13 protein-coding genes and 1 pseudogene are annotated in these 15,324 nt (G+C 52.0%); 7 read left to right on the top strand and 7 right to left on the bottom strand.

Annotation, left to right across the window (positions count from 1 at the left end; genetic code table 11):
- Nucleotides 1-39 precede the first annotated feature (39 nt).
- Nucleotides 40-1,757: pseudogene (gene narQ / locus ABZJ92_RS00185) on the top strand (nitrate/nitrite two-component system sensor histidine kinase NarQ).
- A 201-nt stretch (nucleotides 1,758-1,958) separates the two neighbouring features.
- Complete coding sequence (acrD, locus tag ABZJ92_RS00180; protein ID WP_001273182.1) at nucleotides 1,959-5,072, top strand: multidrug efflux RND transporter permease AcrD; 3,114 nt, start codon at nucleotides 1,959-1,961, stop codon at nucleotides 5,070-5,072.
- Between the two features lie 98 nt (nucleotides 5,073-5,170).
- On the opposite strand, the gene ypfM is transcribed toward acrD, so the two are convergent.
- Entirely contained in the window at nucleotides 5,171-5,230 is a 60-nt protein-coding gene (ypfM, locus tag ABZJ92_RS00175; RefSeq protein WP_001386977.1) for a protein YpfM, read from the bottom strand.
- Nucleotides 5,231-5,610: 380 nt separating this feature from the next.
- Here ypfM and ABZJ92_RS00170 point away from each other — a divergent pair, with 380 nt between their 5' ends.
- The 3 genes from ABZJ92_RS00170 to ABZJ92_RS00160 are packed head-to-tail and all read left to right on the top strand — an operon-like array spanning nucleotide 5,611 to nucleotide 7,326.
- Nucleotides 5,611-5,967, top strand: a complete 357-nt coding sequence (locus ABZJ92_RS00170; RefSeq protein ID WP_000258247.1) for an ArsC family reductase — start codon at nucleotides 5,611-5,613, stop codon at nucleotides 5,965-5,967.
- Between the two features lie 3 nt (nucleotides 5,968-5,970).
- Nucleotides 5,971-7,098, top strand: coding sequence for a succinyl-diaminopimelate desuccinylase (gene dapE, locus ABZJ92_RS00165; protein WP_001277801.1), 1,128 nt, complete (start codon nucleotides 5,971-5,973; stop codon nucleotides 7,096-7,098).
- A gap of 27 nt (nucleotides 7,099-7,125) precedes the next feature.
- Nucleotides 7,126-7,326, top strand: coding sequence for a YpfN family protein (locus tag ABZJ92_RS00160; RefSeq protein WP_000383836.1), 201 nt, complete (start codon nucleotides 7,126-7,128; stop codon nucleotides 7,324-7,326).
- Nucleotides 7,327-7,435: 109 nt separating this feature from the next.
- Here the strand turns inward: ABZJ92_RS00160 and ypfH are convergent, their stop codons facing one another.
- The 6 genes from ypfH to dapA all read right to left on the bottom strand — a co-directional run bounded on the left by ypfH (nucleotide 7,436) and on the right by dapA (nucleotide 14,124).
- Nucleotides 7,436-8,134 (bottom strand): esterase, encoded by a 699-nt coding sequence (gene ypfH, locus ABZJ92_RS00155; protein WP_000679818.1) that lies wholly within the window; start codon nucleotides 8,132-8,134, stop codon nucleotides 7,436-7,438.
- 73 nt (nucleotides 8,135-8,207) lie between these two features.
- A complete protein-coding gene (tmcA, locus tag ABZJ92_RS00150; protein WP_000829379.1) occupies nucleotides 8,208-10,223 on the bottom strand; it encodes a tRNA cytosine(34) acetyltransferase TmcA in 2,016 nt (671 codons plus the stop codon).
- Nucleotides 10,224-10,237: 14 nt separating this feature from the next.
- A complete protein-coding gene (gene ypfJ / locus ABZJ92_RS00145; protein WP_001267506.1) occupies nucleotides 10,238-11,101 on the bottom strand; it encodes a KPN_02809 family neutral zinc metallopeptidase in 864 nt (287 codons plus the stop codon).
- A gap of 167 nt (nucleotides 11,102-11,268) precedes the next feature.
- On the bottom strand, nucleotides 11,269-11,982 hold the full coding sequence (purC, locus tag ABZJ92_RS00140) for a phosphoribosylaminoimidazolesuccinocarboxamide synthase (RefSeq protein ID WP_001295467.1): 714 nt from the start codon (nucleotides 11,980-11,982) through the stop codon (nucleotides 11,269-11,271).
- 212 nt (nucleotides 11,983-12,194) lie between these two features.
- Nucleotides 12,195-13,229, bottom strand: coding sequence for an outer membrane protein assembly factor BamC (bamC, locus tag ABZJ92_RS00135; RefSeq protein WP_001297320.1), 1,035 nt, complete (start codon nucleotides 13,227-13,229; stop codon nucleotides 12,195-12,197).
- 16 nt (nucleotides 13,230-13,245) lie between these two features.
- The gene (gene dapA / locus ABZJ92_RS00130; protein WP_001311023.1) at nucleotides 13,246-14,124 is read right to left on the bottom strand and encodes a 4-hydroxy-tetrahydrodipicolinate synthase; all 879 of its coding nucleotides are present in this window, start codon (nucleotides 14,122-14,124) and stop codon (nucleotides 13,246-13,248) included.
- Nucleotides 14,125-14,269: 145 nt separating this feature from the next.
- On the opposite strand from dapA, the gene ABZJ92_RS00125 reads away from it, so the two are divergent.
- On the top strand, nucleotides 14,270-14,842 hold the full coding sequence (locus ABZJ92_RS00125; RefSeq protein ID WP_000176187.1) for a glycine cleavage system transcriptional repressor: 573 nt from the start codon (nucleotides 14,270-14,272) through the stop codon (nucleotides 14,840-14,842).
- Complete coding sequence (gene bcp / locus ABZJ92_RS00120) at nucleotides 14,842-15,312, top strand: thioredoxin-dependent thiol peroxidase (protein WP_001068682.1); 471 nt, start codon at nucleotides 14,842-14,844, stop codon at nucleotides 15,310-15,312. The genes ABZJ92_RS00125 and bcp overlap by 1 nt, the downstream gene beginning before the upstream one ends.
- The last annotated feature ends 12 nt before the right edge of the window (nucleotides 15,313-15,324 follow it).

Raw genomic sequence — 15,324 nt, 5'->3', positions numbered from 1 at the left:
GAACTGGAACATTAATGATTTTTTGTGGAGAAGACGCGTGTGATTGTTAAACGACCCGTCTCGGCCAGTCTGGCCCGGGCCTTTTTTTACATTGTGCTGCTGTCGATTCTTTCCACGGGTATCGCTCTGCTAACTCTGGCGAGCAGTTTGCGCGACGCTGAGGCTATCAATATTGCCGGATCGCTGCGTATGCAGAGTTACCGCCTGGGCTACGACTTGCAAAGTGGCAGTCCACAACTCAATGCACATCGCCAGTTGTTTCAGCAGGCACTGCATTCACCGGTATTAACCAACCTCAACGTCTGGTATGTGCCAGAAGCAGTAAAAACTCGCTATGCGCATCTGAATGCCAACTGGCTGGAGATGAATAATCGGCTCAGCAAGGGCGATTTGCCGTGGTATCAGGCCAATATTAATAATTATGTTAATCAGATAGACCTGTTCGTGCTGGCTTTACAGCACTACGCTGAACGCAAAATGCTGCTGGTGGTGGCGATTTCCCTGGCTGGCGGTATCGGTATTTTCACGCTGGTCTTTTTTACTTTGCGCCGCATACGCCATCAGGTGGTTGCCCCGCTGAATCAGCTGGTTACCGCCAGTCAGCGTATTGAACACGGGCAGTTCGACTCGCCGCCGCTGGATACCAGTCTGCCGAATGAGCTTGGTCTGCTTGCAAAAACCTTTAACCAAATGTCGAGCGAGCTGCATAAATTGTACCTTTCGCTGGAGGCGTCAGTAGAAGAAAAGACCCGCGATCTCCACGAGACCAAGCGTCGTCTGGAGGTGTTGTATCAGTGCAGTGTTCCCAGGCGCTGAACACCAGCCAGATTGATGTGCATTGTTTCCGCCATATTTTGCAGATTGTTCGCGACAATGAAGCAGCTGAATATCTGGAGCTGAACGTTGGGGATAACTGGCGGATTAGCGAAGGGAAGCCAAACCCTGAGCTGCCAATGCAGATTTTACCGGTGACAATGCAAGAGACGGTTTACGGCGAACTGCACTGGCAAAATAGTCACGTTTCATCATCAGAACCGCTGCTTAACAGTGTTTCATCGATGCTGGGACGCGGTTTGTACTTTAATCAGGCGCAGAAGCATTTTCAGCAGTTATTGTTGATGGAAGAACGTGCGACCATCGCCCGCGAATTGCACGACTCGCTGGCTCAGGTGCTTTCTTACTTACGTATCCAGTTGACGTTACTGAAGCGTTCGATACCGGAAGATAACGCCACCGCACAAAGTATCATGGCCGATTTTTCCCAGGCGTTGAATGATGCTTATCGGCAGTTACGCGAGCTGTTGACTACTTTCCGCCTGACGCTGCAGCAGGCGGATCTCCCCTCCGCGTTGAGGGAAATGCTGGATACGTTACAAAATCAAACCAGCGCTAAACTGACCCTCGACTGCCGTCTGCCAACCCTGGCACTGGATGCGCAAATGCAGGTGCATTTGTTGCAAATTATTCGCGAAGCGGTGCTGAATGCGATGAAGCACGCCAACGCCAGCGAAATCGCCGTCAGTTGCGTCACCGCGCCGGACGGCAATCACACGGTTTATATCCGTGATAACGGGATTGGTATCGGTGAACCGAAAGAACCCGAAGGTCATTATGGACTGAATATCATGCGCGAACGCGCGGAACGGCTGGGCGGGACGCTGACTTTTTCACAACCTTCCGGCGGCGGCACGTTAGTGAGTATTAGCTTTCGCTCCGCAGAGGGTGAGGGGAAGGGGAACACGCCGGCTGAGGTGTAAATAATTACCCTCACACCGGCCCTCTCCCTTTAAAGGCGAGAGGGAAAAACGTGCCCATATTGACCTGTAAGCGAGTGTGTCAGCAATCTCATGATAATTTACATTAACTCCTTTTTTTCTCCACGATTGGCTCGTACCTTGCCGCTACAGTGAAGCAAGTCAAGCCTACAACAATACGCAGAAACACGAGGTCCTCTTTTAATGGCGAATTTCTTTATTGATCGCCCCATTTTTGCCTGGGTGCTGACAATCCTGTTGTGTCTGACAGGTACCCTGGCGATTTTTTCATTGCCCGTTGAACAATACCCCGATCTCGCGCCACCGAATGTGCGAGTGACCGCTAACTATCCCGGCGCATCGGCCCAGACGCTGGAAAACACCGTGACCCAGGTTATCGAGCAAAATATGACCGGCCTCGATAATCTGATGTATATGTCATCTCAGAGCAGTGGCACCGGTCAGGCATCTGTCACTTTAAGTTTTAAAGCAGGCACCGATCCGGACGAAGCCGTGCAGCAAGTACAAAACCAGCTGCAATCAGCCATGCGAAAGTTACCGCAGGCGGTGCAAAATCAGGGCGTGACGGTGCGTAAAACCGGCGATACCAACATTCTGACCATTGCCTTCGTCTCTACCGATGGCTCGATGGATAAACAGGATATTGCTGATTATGTTGCCAGTAATATTCAGGACCCGTTAAGCCGCGTGAATGGCGTCGGGGATATCGATGCCTATGGTTCGCAATATTCCATGCGTATCTGGCTGGACCCGGCGAAACTCAACAGTTTCCAGATGACGGCTAAAGATGTCACTGATGCCATTGAGTCACAGAACGCGCAGATTGCGGTTGGGCAACTTGGTGGTACACCTTCCGTCGATAAGCAGGCGCTCAACGCCACCATTAACGCCCAGTCACTGCTGCAAACACCAGAACAGTTCCGCGATATCACCTTGCGGGTGAATCAGGACGGCTCAGAGGTAAGGCTGGGCGATGTCGCCACCGTCGAAATGGGGGCGGAGAAATACGATTATCTTAGCCGCTTCAATGGTAAGCCAGCCTCCGGGTTGGGGGTAAAACTGGCCTCCAGCGCAAACGAAATGGCGACAGCGGAGCTGGTGCTCAATCGTCTCGACGAGCTGGCGCAGTATTTCCCGCACGGACTGGAATACAAGGTGGCGTATGAAACCACCTCGTTTGTTAAAGCCTCCATTGAAGACGTGGTGAAAACGCTGCTGGAAGCTATCGCTCTGGTTTTCCTCGTTATGTATCTGTTCCTGCAAAACTTCCGCGCCACGCTGATACCCACTATCGCCGTGCCGGTGGTGTTGATGGGAACCTTCTCCGTACTTTACGCCTTCGGTTACAGCGTCAACACCTTAACCATGTTCGCGATGGTGCTGGCGATCGGTCTGCTGGTGGATGACGCCATCGTGGTGGTGGAAAACGTCGAACGTATTATGAGTGAGGAAGGACTCACTCCTCGCGAAGCCACACGTAAATCGATGGGGCAGATCCAGGGGGCACTGGTCGGGATTGCGATGGTGCTTTCGGCGGTATTTGTACCAATGGCCTTCTTCGGCGGCACCACCGGTGCCATCTATCGCCAGTTCTCTATTACCATTGTTGCGGCGATGGTGCTGTCAGTACTGGTAGCGATGCTCCTCACTCCGGCTCTGTGTGCCACGCTACTTAAGCCACTGAAAAAAGGTGAGCATCACGGGCAAAAAGGTTTTTTTGCCTGGTTTAACCAGATGTTTAACCGCAACGCCGAACGCTACGAAAAAGGGGTGGCGAAAATTCTCCACCGTAGCCTGCGCTGGATTGTGATTTATGTCCTGCTGCTTGGCGGCATGGTGTTCCTGTTCCTGCGTTTGCCGACGTCGTTCTTACCGCTGGAAGACCGGGGCATGTTTACTACCTCGGTACAATTGCCCAGCGGTTCAACCCAACAACAGACCCTGAAAGTCGTTGAGCAAATCGAGAAATATTACTTCACCCATGAAAAAGACAACATCATGTCGGTGTTTGCCACCGTTGGTTCTGGCCCTGGGGGTAACGGGCAAAACGTGGCGAGAATGTTTATCCGCCTGAAAGACTGGAGCGAACGCGACAGTAAGACCGGCACCTCGTTTGCCATTATCGAGCGTGCAACGAAGGCGTTTAACCAAATTAAAGAAGCTCGCGTTATCGCCAGCAGCCCACCAGCAATTAGCGGTCTTGGTAGTTCTGCAGGTTTTGATATGGAGTTGCAGGACCACGCTGGAGCGGGTCACGATGCGCTGATGGCAGCACGTAATCAGTTGCTGGCGCTGGCGGCGGAAAACCCGGAGCTAACCCGTGTGCGCCATAACGGCCTCGATGACAGTCCGCAGTTGCAGATTGATATCGACCAGCGTAAAGCTCAGGCGCTGGGCGTTGATATCGACGATATTAACGACACACTGCAAACCGCCTGGGGTTCGAGCTATGTGAATGACTTTATGGATCGCGGTCGCGTGAAGAAAGTCTATGTGCAGGCAGCTGCGCCGTATCGCATGCTGCCAGATGACATCAATCTCTGGTATGTCCGAAATAAAGATGGCGGCATGGTGCCCTTCTCTGCTTTCGCGACCTCACGCTGGGAAACAGGCTCGCCGCGTCTGGAACGCTATAACGGTTATTCTGCGGTTGAGATTGTTGGGGAAGCCGCACCGGGGGTCAGTACCGGTACGGCGATGGATATTATGGAATCGTTAGTGAAGCAGCTGCCAAACGGCTTTGGTCTGGAGTGGACGGCGATGTCGTATCAGGAGCGGCTTTCCGGCGCGCAGGCTCCGGCGCTGTACGCCATTTCCTTGCTGGTGGTATTCCTGTGTCTGGCGGCATTGTATGAAAGCTGGTCGGTACCGTTCTCGGTAATGCTGGTCGTGCCGCTGGGGGTAATCGGCGCGCTGCTGGCAACCTGGATGCGCGGGCTGGAAAACGACGTTTACTTCCAGGTGGGCCTGTTAACGGTCATTGGTTTATCGGCGAAAAACGCCATCCTGATCGTCGAGTTTGCTAACGAGATGAACCAAAAAGGCCATGACCTGTTTGAAGCGACGCTCCACGCCTGCCGTCAGCGTTTACGCCCGATTCTGATGACCTCGCTGGCATTTATCTTCGGCGTATTGCCAATGGCAACCAGCACGGGTGCCGGTTCCGGTGGTCAGCATGCGGTGGGTACTGGCGTAATGGGCGGGATGATTTCAGCTACTATTCTGGCTATTTACTTCGTGCCGCTGTTCTTTGTGCTGGTGCGCCGCCGCTTCCCGCTGAAGCCGCGCCCGGAATAAGCAATAAAAAAGGCGACATGCCAATGTGTCGCCTTTTTCAACTTTCCGATTAAGAACCTGCTCAGCGGGTTCTTGCTGTTTATACTTTGTCTCAGGAATTACTTACGAAGCATAACTTCGATAAAGTCTTTCCAGTTCCCCAGTTCACGTTCAATCATAACAACCTCTCTTATAATTATGGGTATTCTACGGAAACAATATACCGTGGTGAAGCTAATTTACTCGATTGCTGCGATGACTACCTCCGGGGGACAAACCTTATGTAAATACTATGGTCCTGCGGTGATAATTTGTATGTGATACACAGCAACATTTCGAGATATTCATACGGCATCTAATACTGATTTAATTCTGGTTAAAATACAGACAGATAACAAGATGAATATTCTTAATGTTTACGTTAAAAATGTTTAATATTATTTAATAGTTGTTAATTTGAATACTTCGATAATGTTATATTTTCTGATAATCATTTGCAGGCAAAATGTTTTCACCCTTAAATGAGTATTTATTCTCATAAATCGAAAAAGGATTCATTATGGTTACACTTTACGGCATCAAAAATTGTGACACCATTAAAAAGGCTCGCCGTTGGCTGGAAGCCAATAACATCGACTATCGTTTTCATGATTACCGCGTCGATGGGCTGGACAGCGAATTATTGAACGGTTTTATCAACGAATTAGGCTGGGAAGCGTTACTCAACACCCGTGGTACAACCTGGCGTAAACTGGACGAAACTACCCGCAATAAAATCACCGATGCGGCCTCTGCGGCGGCATTAATGACTGAAATGCCTGCAATTATCAAACGTCCATTGCTCTGCGCGCCTGGTAAGCCTATGCTGCTGGGTTTCAGTGATTCCAGTTATCAGCAATTTTTCCATGAGGTGTAGTCTATGTCGTGCCCGGTTATTGAGCTGACACAACAGCTTATTCGCCGCCCTTCCCTGAGTCCTGATGACGCAGGATGTCAGGCTTTGTTGATTGAACGTTTGCAGGCGATCGGTTTTACCGTTGAACGCATGGATTTTGCCGATACGCAGAATTTTTGGGCATGGCGTGGGCAAGGTGAAACGTTAGCCTTTGCCGGGCATACCGACGTGGTGCCGCCTGGCGACGCCGATCGTTGGATCAATCCGCCGTTTGAACCCACCATTCGTGACGGCATGTTATTCGGGCGCGGTGCGGCAGATATGAAAGGCTCGCTGGCGGCGATGGTGGTAGCAGCAGAACGTTTTGTCGCACAACATCCCAACCATACGGGGCGACTGGCATTTCTGATCACTTCTGATGAAGAAGCCAGTGCCCACAACGGTACGGTAAAAGTCGTCGAGGCGTTAATGGCACGTAATGAGCGTCTCGATTACTGCCTGGTCGGCGAACCGTCGAGTATCGAAGTGGTAGGTGATGTGGTGAAAAATGGTCGTCGCGGATCGTTAACCTGCAACCTCACCATTCATGGCGTTCAGGGGCATGTTGCCTACCCACATCTGGCTGACAATCCGGTACATCGCGCAGCACCTTTCCTTAATGAATTAGTGGCTATTGAGTGGGATCAGGGCAATGAATTCTTCCCGGCGACCAGTATGCAGATTGCCAATATTCAGGCGGGAACGGGCAGTAACAATGTTATTCCGGGTGAACTGTTTGTGCAGTTTAACTTCCGCTTCAGCACCGAACTGACTGATGAGATGATCAAAGCGCAGGTACTTGCCCTGCTTGAAAAACATCAACTGCGCTATACGGTGGATTGGTGGCTTTCCGGGCAGCCATTTTTGACCGCGCGCGGTAAACTGGTGGATGCGGTCGTTAACGCGGTTGAGCACTATAATGAAATTAAACCGCAGCTACTGACCACAGGCGGAACGTCCGACGGGCGCTTTATTGCTCGCATGGGGGCGCAGGTGGTGGAACTCGGGCCGGTCAATGCCACTATTCATAAAATTAATGAATGTGTGAACGCTGCCGACCTGCAGCTACTTGCCCGTATGTATCAACGTATCATGGAACAGCTCGTCGCGTGATGAGTGGTTCTGCAAGAGGAAATAAGCATGGACTGGCTGGCTAAATATTGGTGGATTCTGGTGATTGTCTTTTTGGTAGGCGTCCTGCTGAACGTGATTAAAGATCTCAAGCGCGTCGACCATAAGAAATTTCTCGCCAACAAGCCGGAGCTTCCCCCGCATCGTGATTTCAACGATAAGTGGGACGATGACGACGACTGGCCGAAAAAGGATCAACCGAAGAAGTAAGCTGAGTGCTCAACCGTAGGCCGGATAAGGCGTTAACGCCGCATCCGGCAATGGTGAACGATCCCTGATGCGACGCTCACGCGTCTTATCAGGCCAGGTAATCTGTCTTTTACATCATTTCAATCACATCATCATCGCCAGGCTTACCGCCACTTAGCGCTTGGTCGAAATAATGTTTCGGAATGGTATAACGCAAGTGATCCAGGGCAAATTGCATACTGCGATTGTCGATCGCATGGCCTAAATCCTCCACGATATCCAGCGTCACGTCACCACCGGCACTGATTAACGCTTCCTGCGCCGCAACTGCATGCGCCAGATCGATAACCGGATCTTCACCACCATGAATCAAGTGAATTGTCGTGGCTGTAGACGCGGTCTCCGGCAGGCTCGCATAGCGTCCGTTAAAGGCAATAACGCGCGAAGCAAGGCCCGGTTCGGCTTTAATGCTCTCCAGCGCCATAATCGCGCCTTGTGAGAAACCAATTAGCGCCGTGGCGTTAGCCCCTACTCCGCTCTGTTTCTGCCAGTAGCGTACCGTTTCAATAAACGTCGGCATGATGGCATCCACACGCGCCTGGCGATTATCTTCCGTAATACCCTGCACTGAAAACCACTGACGCCCCGCCGGATTACCGCTCGGCTCCGCGCCACCGACACTCACCACCAGCGCATCAGGAAACAGCGGTGCAAACCAGCTGCCTATTTCCCCCATTGCCACCGGGTTATCCCCGACACCGTGGAAAAGCAGTAACAACTGTTGTGCAGGTTTATCCGGGCTTTGAACAACAAAATGGTCATGTTTCATGGCGAACTCCTTAACTGATGTCATTAATTTTACGCCGCTGACTCACAATGACCATGGGAGAAAATTGAAGGAGTCAGTGAAAAAATTGCCATTGCGTTATGCGATCGCGCAGACGCTCAGTGCGAACCTCATTTAGTGCGAACAGCGCCTGCGCGGCCTCTTCCCGCTGGCGAACCAGTAACATCTTGCGGCCTGAAAGTTTAAGTGTGGTACATAACTGCGCGTCACTGGCGTTTTTCTGTAAACGCCCACGCAGCGCCGGTAATGCCAGTTCACTGGTTTGTAGCAGACGCAATAAGCAACCTAACGATGTTAATAGCGGACGATGAGCGAAAGCAAAACCGGCCAGTTCAAGCCAGTCGTCGTCAGAAAGGATGGCATCGTTTAGTGGATCAACAGGAAGCATTTCGCCATTCCACTGCGCGAGAGCTTGCGCATCGCGACGTAAACGGTAATGCTCACGTTCAGCCAGCTGTTTACCCGCATCACTCATCGGTAACAGCGCCATCGCCGTATAGCAACCGCTGCTGGCTTCCCGATGATTACCCATCCGCACCAGCACAAAACCGCAGCGTTGCCAGAAACGCCATAACTCCCCAGTGTAACCAAAACTCACCGAAAGATAGTCGAGGTCATGCGTATATTGCAAAGCTCCAGCAATAAGTTGTCGCCCTGTGCCTTCCCGCTGACGAGCCGGATGAACTGCTATCCGGCTAACCCGCCTTCCGCGCAATGTCGCCGCCAGTGGATTGCTGCCGTGCGCCGCCAGCGACTGGGCCACCAGATTACCCCGCGGGCGACGAAAACCTGCCCATACCGCCTGACTGAGTTCTTGAGATAATCCGCCCTCATCCACCAGCCACAACGCCCCGGCAATCTCGTTTTCGCCAGCCGCCTGTAAAAAATGTTGCCCTGGTGCATCCATCATCCGGCGTAAATCCAGCGGCGAGGTCCGGTAGTGCGCACCAGACAATAACTGATAAACCTTTAACGGCGTTTCTGGCTCGCTTCGCCATAACGTTTGTTCAAATGCGGAAATGACGATATTGCCTTGTGGTGTATGGGTGAAGTTTTCATCGTTAAAAACCAGTGCCTCACTAACCATTTTTTCCAGCGGGCATCCCTGTGCCCAGCGGATCGGCTGTTGCAGTTCAAAACGGTGTAAATGCGGAAAGCGAGCGCAAAATTTCAGCAAAAAACCACGTCCGGTACCTTCGTAGCCCTGCACCGTAGTGGTTAACAACGTTCGAGGAAAACGCGATACCAGTTGATGCAACAACGGCGCAGGTATGGCTGCGGCTTCGTCGACCACCAGCCAGTCGGCTTGCTCATCGCTGGCTAACAAGGCATCCGGTGCAATAAAGCGAAACTTCTCGCCCGCAAATTGTGCCAGTACATCCGTTGCCGCTTTTGCGGGCGCGGTGACAATCGCACTGCCCGCAATACGAGAAATGAGTTGCCCTGCCAACGCCGACTTACCGCGCCCACGCGCAGCCGTTACCGCTGCCACGCCCGGCGGCATGGTCAGTAGCTGCTGTAAGAGTTGCTGTTGTTCTGGTTGTGGTGCGCCGGTCGCGGGGTGCCAGTCAGTACGGGGAGTAAAATGCGCCAACGAGAACGGCTGGTTTTGCCGCCAGAGGATAGCGTCGTTATCCGCCGTAAGTACGCGTTTGAGATGCTGGACAAAATGCGGCGTCGCAATAGGGTCAGGGCAATCACTCCAGCGCAGCGAGTCGGCATCAGGTTGGTTTTCCCACTCTTCCCATACAGGGAGTAACAAAACCAGCCAGCTTCCCGCTTTCAACGTTCCGCTAAGTGCTGCAAAGGCAGCGGCATCAAAGCCGTGGCGGGCGTCGAATACCGCATGCCGGAACTCGCGCCCAAGTAAAGTTTGTAGCGCCGAGGGTGAACAGTGGTTTTCAGCATCTAGCTGCGGCGAAATCCACAGCCAGTCGCCAGGTAAGGCATCACGCAACTTAAGAGCATGATCAAAACACCAACCCTCTTCCCCGCTCAACACCAGCAAGCGGCAGATCCCTTCACGTTTCATTTGCGCTGTTAATGTGTAAAGCGCAGTCAGTTCAGCCATCCCTGCCCCGGAAATTAAATGCTTTTACCAAAAGTATTGCATTGTGCCGGATCGCCGCTGTCGAAACCACGTTTAAACCAGCTGTAGCGTTGCTGAGAAGTGCCATGTGTGAAACTGTCTGGTACTACTCGCCCCTGACTTTGCTGTTGTAAACGGTCATCGCCGATGGCCTGCGCCGCATTCAGCGCCTCTTCCAGATCGCCAGTTTCCAGAACGCCTTGCTGCTGCATACTATGCCCCCAGACACCGGCAAAACAGTCGGCCTGGAGTTCCATACGCACAGATAAGCGGTTTACTTCCGCCTGCGTCGCGTTTTGTTGCAGTTGACGAACTTTCGGCTCGATGCCTAACAGTTTCTGCACATGATGACCGACTTCATGGGCGATAACGTACCCCTGGGCAAAATCGCCATCCGCGCCAAGTTTGTCTTTCATGTCATCATAGAAGGAGAGATCGATATAAACTGTGCCATCCGCCGGGCAATAGAACGGCCCCATAATGGACTGGCCCGCCCCGCAGCCGGTGCGCGTCATTCCACGGTACATGACCAGCTTCGGTTGCTGATAGGTCTTACCCATCTTTTCGAACTGTTGTCCCCAGGTGTCTTCCGTGGTTGCCTGAATCACCGAGGTGAATTTTGCGGCTTCGTCTTCATTAGGGCTAATTGACCGCGTTGATTGTTGTTGAGAAACCGGCTGCCCGGTCATCAACCCGGTTAAATCAACGCCATAGTAGCCTGCAACCAGCACGACTATCAGTAAAATCAGCCCGCCTTTACCGCTCGGCAGACGGAAACCGGGACCGCCCATTGACGGACCGCCAGAGCTGTTGCGCCTGTCTTCAACATTGTCACTTTCACGTCGCCCTTGCCAACGCATAGATACCTCAACAATATATTCATTATAGAAATGATCGTAGGTGGTTCAGAGGAAGATTACCACAGGAAAGCGGGATGAAATGGCGGAGGAATGAGCGTTCAATGCATATATTCCAAGAGCGGTTGTCTTGCCGTGCCAGCTGCACGGCAAGATGATGAACAGAAAAATCAGTCCAGCTGTACACCCAGGCGGCGGGCGACGGCTTCATAGGCTTCGATCAGGCCACCGAGGCTCTGGCGGAAACGGTCTTTGTCCATTTTCTCCAGTGTTTCTTTGTCCCACAGGCGGCTGCCGTCCGGGGAGAACTCATCGCCCAGTACCACTTCACCTTTGTACAGACCAAACTCCAGCTTGAAGTCGACCAGAATCAGACCAGCATCATCGAACAGTTTTTTCAGCACGTCGTTCGCTTTGTAGGTCAGCTCTTTCATACGCGCCAGGTTCTCTTTGCTCACCCAGCCAAAGGTTTCGCAGTAAGATTCGTTGACCATCGGATCGTGCATGGCATCGTTTTTCAGGAACAGATCGAACAGCGGCGGGTTCAGCTCAATACCTTCTTCGATTCCAAGACGTTTCACTAGAGAGCCAGCAGCACGGTTACGCACGACACACTCAACCGGCACCATATCCAGCTTTTTCACCAGACATTCGGTATCGGAGAGCAGACGCTCCATTTGAGTCGGGATACCCGCTTCAGCCAGTTTGCTCATAATGAAGTAGTTGAACTTGTTGTTCACCATACCTTTGCGATCAAACTGCTCAATGCGCGCGCCATCCCCTGCTGACGTATCATTGCGGAATTCGAGCACCAACAGGTCCGGGTTTTCCGTGCTGTATACGGTTTTCGCTTTACCACGATACAACTCAGCTTGCTTTTGCATCTTTATCACTCCTGGGTGTGAATTAACGTTTTAAAATCTTTTGCTGTCTGGTGTGCCGGATGTTTTGTCGGATGCGGCGTGAACGCCTTATCCGAACTACGTCCGACAAACAAATTTCGTGCGAATTACCGCTAAAATCGCGTTTTCCTGCCGACGCACACGTTTGCGTATCATATCAGAAAAAAGGGCCGGATGATTCCAGCCCTGTATTTTTACTTGCTAAACGCAGCCTGGAAGACAGCTACCAGCGCGTCGTTCTGACTCTGAGTCAGAGTATGACCTTTCGGATCGATGAACTGTAGGCTGCTGCGGTTATCTAAATCGCCAACCTGCAGTTTATAGTCACCGGATGCCAGGCCTGGATCGCTCGCGCCCAGTTCCTGCCAGTCGCTGTCAGACAGCGGCTTATAAGTTACGGCCATGTTGCCCTGCGAACGGGTGCTGTCGGTCACTTTCATGCCCACTTTTTCCAGCGCCGCTGGCAGACGTTGCCAAACCACATTGAACGGCCCGCGTACGACCAGCATTGGTAAACCGGTGTCATCAGCTGCACTTTGTACGTCCATAGTGGTGGAGGCACGATTTTGCGCAGCGTTCGCGGCGTCAGTGGCAGATTTATCCAGACCGGCGGAAATAACGTTCATCATCTCCGTGCTGTAACGCTGCATGGAAGCCGCGTCTGCAACCGGTTTGCCCGCCTGTTCCAGGTTCAGCAGTTTAACCGTAACCGCCTGCTGATAACCCTGCGGCTTAACAGAGATTTGATAACGACCACGATACTGCTCGTCTTCGTCCAGACGGTTCCATTGTACCCAATCGGTGGTCAGTGTCTGACCAGCATCATCACGTTGGGTGATGGTGTAGTTTTTCGCCTGCAGCACGCTAACCACCTGCGGCCACAGAGTATTGCCACGACCATTTTCCACCAGCAATGAAGCGGTATCGCCCGTGAACTGGGTACGCGCGCCAGAAACCAGTGCCAACGGCTGGGCTGGTGGACGAATGTCCAGCGCCTTACCGACAGCACCACTACCGTTGGTCACCGGGATTGCATAATCACCGGAGGTCACCGGCAAAATCATTCCAGCCGGGGCATGAAGCTCCGCAAGCGGTGCCGCTTCCAGGTAGGCTTCATCACCACTGACCTGACGCTTATAGCGTGAGTCAGAACTACAGGCAGCGAGTAATAAAACAAGCGAAACACCCGCAACCTTTGCCAGGCGCGACTTTTGAACAGAGTAAGCCATCAAATCTCCCTAAACTTTACAGCAAACCGGCATGCTTAAGCGCCGCTCTGACCGTCTCACGACCACTGTCGGTGATTGGTGTCATTGGCAGGCGCAGCGTATCGGTCGCCACAAGACCCAGTTCCTTACATGCCCATTTCACCGGGATTGGATTGGGTTCGACAAATAGTTTGTTGTGTAATGGCATCAGACGCTGATTAATAACGCGTGCCTCGGCAAAATGCCCTTCTGCTGCCAGTTTGCACATCTGGGCCATATCACGCGCTGCGACGTTAGCCGTAACGGAAATAACTCCATGACCGCCCAATTGCATGAAGTCCAGCGCGCTCGCATCATCGCCGCTCAGCAGAACAAAATCATCTGAAACCAGCTCTTTGATCTGGTTTACACGCGTTAAGTTCCCTGTTGCCTCTTTGATTCCGATAATATTTTTTACTTTCGCCAGACGGCCCACCGTTTCCGGGAGCAGATCGCAGCCAGTACGGGACGGCACATTATACAGAATTTGCGGCAGGTCAGTATGCTCAGCGATGGCTTTGAAATGCTGATACAAACCTTCTTGCGACGGACGATTGTAGTAAGGGGTTACCGTCAGGCAGCCGACGATACCACTGTCATTGAAGCGCTGCGTCAGGCTAATGGCTTCCGCAGTAGCGTTAGCGCCGGTCCCGGCAATTACCGGAATGCGCCCATCAGCCAGATCCAGCGTCATCATCACCACATCAGCATGTTCGTCATGATTTAAGGTAGCGGACTCGCCAGTGGTGCCAACAGAAACGATCGCCGAAGTACCGCTGGCGACATGATAATCAATCAGTTTTTTCAAGCTAGCCCGACAGACATTACCTTTTTCATCCATCGGAGTAACAATCGCGACAATACTTCCCGTGAACATGGGCCATCCTCTGTGCAAACAAGTGTCTCAATGGTACGTTTGGTATGGCATTAAAAGCAAGCAGACAGAACCGTTCTGATTGTTGTATGCATGATTTTTTTATGCTTTCCTTAAGAACAACTCACCCCTTAAAGGAATAACCAGTTTGACACTGTCATCGCAACATTATCTGGTGATCACTGCGTTGGGTGCCGATCGCCCTGGAATTGTGAACACCATCACCCGTCATGTCAGTAGTTGCGGCTGTAATATTGAAGACAGTCGCCTGGCGATGCTGGGAGAAGAGTTCACGTTTATCATGCTGCTTTCCGGTTCATGGAATGCCATCACTCTGATTGAATCAACGTTACCGTTGAAAGGTGCCGAACTGGATCTTTTAATCGTGATGAAGCGCACGACGGCGCGTCCGCGTCCGCCAATGCCAGCATCTGTCTGGGTTCAGGTCGATGTTGCAGACTCCCCGCATTTAATTGAACGCTTCACAGCACTTTTCGACGCGCATCATATGAACATTGCGGAGCTGGTGTCGCGCACACAACCTGCTGAAAATGAACGGGCTGCGCAGTTGCATATTCAGATAACCGCCCACAGCCCCGCATCTGCGGACGCAGCAAATATTGAGCAAGCGTTCAAAGCCCTATGTACAGAACTCAATGCACAAGGCAGTATTAACGTCGTCAATTATTCCCAACATGATGAACAGGATGGAGTTAAGTAATGAATCCACTGAAAGCCGGTGATATCGCACCGAAATTTAGCTTGCCGGATCAAGACGGAGAACAAGTTAATTTGACCGACTTCCAGGGACAGCGTGTTCTGGTTTATTTCTACCCGAAAGCCATGACCCCCGGCTGTACCGTACAGGCCTGCGGCTTACGCGATAACATGGATGAGTTGAAAAAAGCGGGCGTTGATGTGCTGGGTATCAGCACCGATAAACCCGAAAAACTCTCCCGTTTTGCGGAAAAAGAGCTGCTTAACTTTACGCTCCTGTCTGATGAGGACCACCAGGTGTGCGAACAATTCGGCGTCTGGGGTGAAAAGTCCTTCATGGGCAAAACCTACGATGGTATTCATCGCATCAGCTTCCTGATTGACGCTGATGGCAAAATCGAACATGTCTTTGACGATTTCAAAACCAGCAATCACCACGACGTTGTGCTGAACTGGCTGAAAGAACACGCCTGATTACTTTGCTCC

It is taken from the genome of Shigella sp. FJ200513, from assembly GCF_040495915.1.
Taxonomy (GTDB): Bacteria; Pseudomonadota; Gammaproteobacteria; order Enterobacterales; family Enterobacteriaceae; genus ECMA0423.
The sequence above is the reverse complement of the archived record's forward strand: the minus strand, read 5'-3'. Positions and strand labels throughout refer to the sequence as shown.

Coding starts and splice junctions, on each gene's coding strand:
- ypfJ (WP_001267506.1), bottom strand. CDS start 11,101: ATGCGTTGGCAAGGGCGACGTGAAAGTGACAATGTTGAAGACAGGCGC.
- acrD (WP_001273182.1), top strand. CDS start 1,959: ATGGCGAATTTCTTTATTGATCGCCCCATTTTTGCCTGGGTGCTGACA.
- purC (WP_001295467.1), bottom strand. CDS start 11,982: ATGCAAAAGCAAGCTGAGTTGTATCGTGGTAAAGCGAAAACCGTATAC.
- bcp (WP_001068682.1), top strand. CDS start 14,842: ATGAATCCACTGAAAGCCGGTGATATCGCACCGAAATTTAGCTTGCCG.
- ypfH (WP_000679818.1), bottom strand. CDS start 8,134: ATGAAACATGACCATTTTGTTGTTCAAAGCCCGGATAAACCTGCACAA.
- bamC (WP_001297320.1), bottom strand. CDS start 13,229: ATGGCTTACTCTGTTCAAAAGTCGCGCCTGGCAAAGGTTGCGGGTGTT.
- ABZJ92_RS00170 (WP_000258247.1), top strand. CDS start 5,611: ATGGTTACACTTTACGGCATCAAAAATTGTGACACCATTAAAAAGGCT.
- ABZJ92_RS00160 (WP_000383836.1), top strand. CDS start 7,126: ATGGACTGGCTGGCTAAATATTGGTGGATTCTGGTGATTGTCTTTTTG.
- dapE (WP_001277801.1), top strand. CDS start 5,971: ATGTCGTGCCCGGTTATTGAGCTGACACAACAGCTTATTCGCCGCCCT.
- tmcA (WP_000829379.1), bottom strand. CDS start 10,223: ATGGCTGAACTGACTGCGCTTTACACATTAACAGCGCAAATGAAACGT.
- dapA (WP_001311023.1), bottom strand. CDS start 14,124: ATGTTCACGGGAAGTATTGTCGCGATTGTTACTCCGATGGATGAAAAA.